This window comes from Streptomyces sp. NPDC005574, assembly GCF_040605435.1.
Taxonomy (GTDB): Bacteria; Actinomycetota; Actinomycetes; order Streptomycetales; family Streptomycetaceae; genus Streptomyces.
This window is the reverse complement of record NZ_JBEXCW010000282.1, coordinates 1-1,899: the sequence shown is the minus strand read 5'-3', so window position 1 is coordinate 1,899 and position 1,899 is coordinate 1. Positions and strand designations below refer to the sequence as shown.

Genomic DNA, 1,899 nt, shown 5'->3' with positions numbered 1-1,899 from the left:
ACCCCGACGACATGACCACGGATCCTGCCGCACCCACCCCACACCTGTCACATCGTCAGGAGACGGACACGCGACCGACCTTCTGAATGCTTACCCAGCGGCTGCCCCCCTAAGCCGTCGATGACAACTTCGGACGTCTTTTCGTCGATGCAACTCAAGGTGGCGTCGACCCGGGCCGAAGGAGGCCGAAGGGCGGTCTTGATGGGAATGGAACGAGAATGCCTGCGCGTCCAGACGTTGCACGATCAGGGACAAATTGCCGTGGACACGACGCATTGTCTCATCCGCGACGATCTCCACCTCGGTCATCCTCGCGGACGTGACCGGCAAATCATGATCTCGTCCCAGACAGCCTCGTGTTCACCTGCCAAATTGAGGTTCCCCCGAGATGCGGAAGATGGTGACAGAGGGTCAGATGGTTCTCATGAGAGGAACATCGACCATGGCTGCTCCCAGGAAATACTCGTTGGAGTTGCGTGAGCGTGCGGTGCGGATGTACCGGGCCACCGACCCGAAGCCGCAGATCAAGAAGCTGGCTGTTGATCTCGGTGTGCGTCCCGAAGCCCTGCGCGGCTGGATCCGGCAGGCCGAGGCGGATGCCGGCGAGCGCGACGACCGGCTCACCACGGACGAGCGGGCCGAGCTGGTGGCCCTGCGCAAGGAGAACGCCCAGCTCAAGCGTGCCAACGACGTACTGCGGACGGCCTCGGCTTTTTTCGCGGCCCAGCTCGACCCGACCCGGCCCAGGTGACGGCGCTCCTCGACGAGCATCCCCGCCTGGGAGTCGGGCCCATCCTGCGGGAACTGCACATCGCCTCCTCCACGTACTACCGGTGGCGCCGCGCCGAACAGGAGCCGTGTGAACGGGTGCGCCGTGACGTCGAACTGACCGAGCAGATCAAGGAGATCCACGCCGACTCCGGCGGCGTCTACGGCTCACCGCGCGTCCACGCCGTCCTCAAACGCGAGGGCGTCCACGTCGGGCGCAAACGCGTCGAGCGCCTGATGCGCGAGGCCGACATCGCTGGCGTCAGCCCACGCCGCAAGGGCTTCACGCGCCGCGACCCCAAGGCCACCCTGGCCCCGGACCTGGTCGAGCGCGACTTCACCGCGAAGGCCCCGAACCGGCTGTGGGTCACCGACCTCACCATGATCTCGACCGGCGAGGGGCCCCTGTGGCTCTCCGCGATCCGCGACGCGTTCTCCCGCCGGGTGGTCGCATGGGAGACTTCCGCCCGAGCGGACGCCGACCTGGTGCTGACCACGCTGGAGTACGCCCTCGCGTCCCGCGAGGTCGAGCCCGGCAAACTCATCCACCACGCCGACCACGGGTGTCAGTACACGTCCGTGAAGCTGACAACTCGACTACTGCGAGCGGGAGTTCAGGCTTCCATGGGATCCGTCGGGGACTCCTACGACAACGCTCTCGCGGAGAACCTCTGGATGCTCATCAAAACCGAATGCATCCGCGGCCGCACCTTCACCACCCGGTCCGAGGCCAACCTCGCACTCTTCGAGTACATCGACGGCTTCTATAACAGCCGGCGCATCCAGAAACGGCTCGGCTACCTCAGCCCCGTCGAGTTCGAGGAGAAGCACTACGCCGAGCGGGCAACGACCGAACGAACGAACCTTAAAACCCCGTCAACCCGCCCTGACCAGCTGATCAGCACCTCCCGCACGCCGGGGGAACCTCAAATACCTGTCAGCGAGTCAACCTGTCCACCTTCTACCCGTGCGTCAATCTGGCCCAGACTACTCGATCCGAAGTCCCTCTGCAGTCTCAGCAGCGGACACATAGGACTTGACCTCGATTCGTCAGGGGTTGTGAGCTGCTGACCGGTTGGTCGGTTCGCCCCTTTTGTCCCTGATGGTTGGGGATGGGGCCGTCGCGTGTCG

General features: G+C 64.8%; 2 protein-coding genes. Both read left to right on the top strand.

Features of this window, described 5'->3' with window-relative positions:
• The first annotated feature begins 442 nt into the window (after positions 1-442).
• A complete protein-coding gene (locus ABZT03_RS44125; RefSeq protein ID WP_356049942.1) occupies positions 443-751 on the top strand; it encodes a transposase in 309 nt (102 codons plus the stop codon).
• Entirely contained in the window at positions 748-1,839 is a 1,092-nt protein-coding gene (locus ABZT03_RS44120; RefSeq protein ID WP_356049940.1) for an IS3 family transposase, read from the top strand. Before ABZT03_RS44125 ends, ABZT03_RS44120 begins: the two co-directional genes overlap by 4 nt.
• The last annotated feature ends 60 nt before the right edge of the window (positions 1,840-1,899 follow it).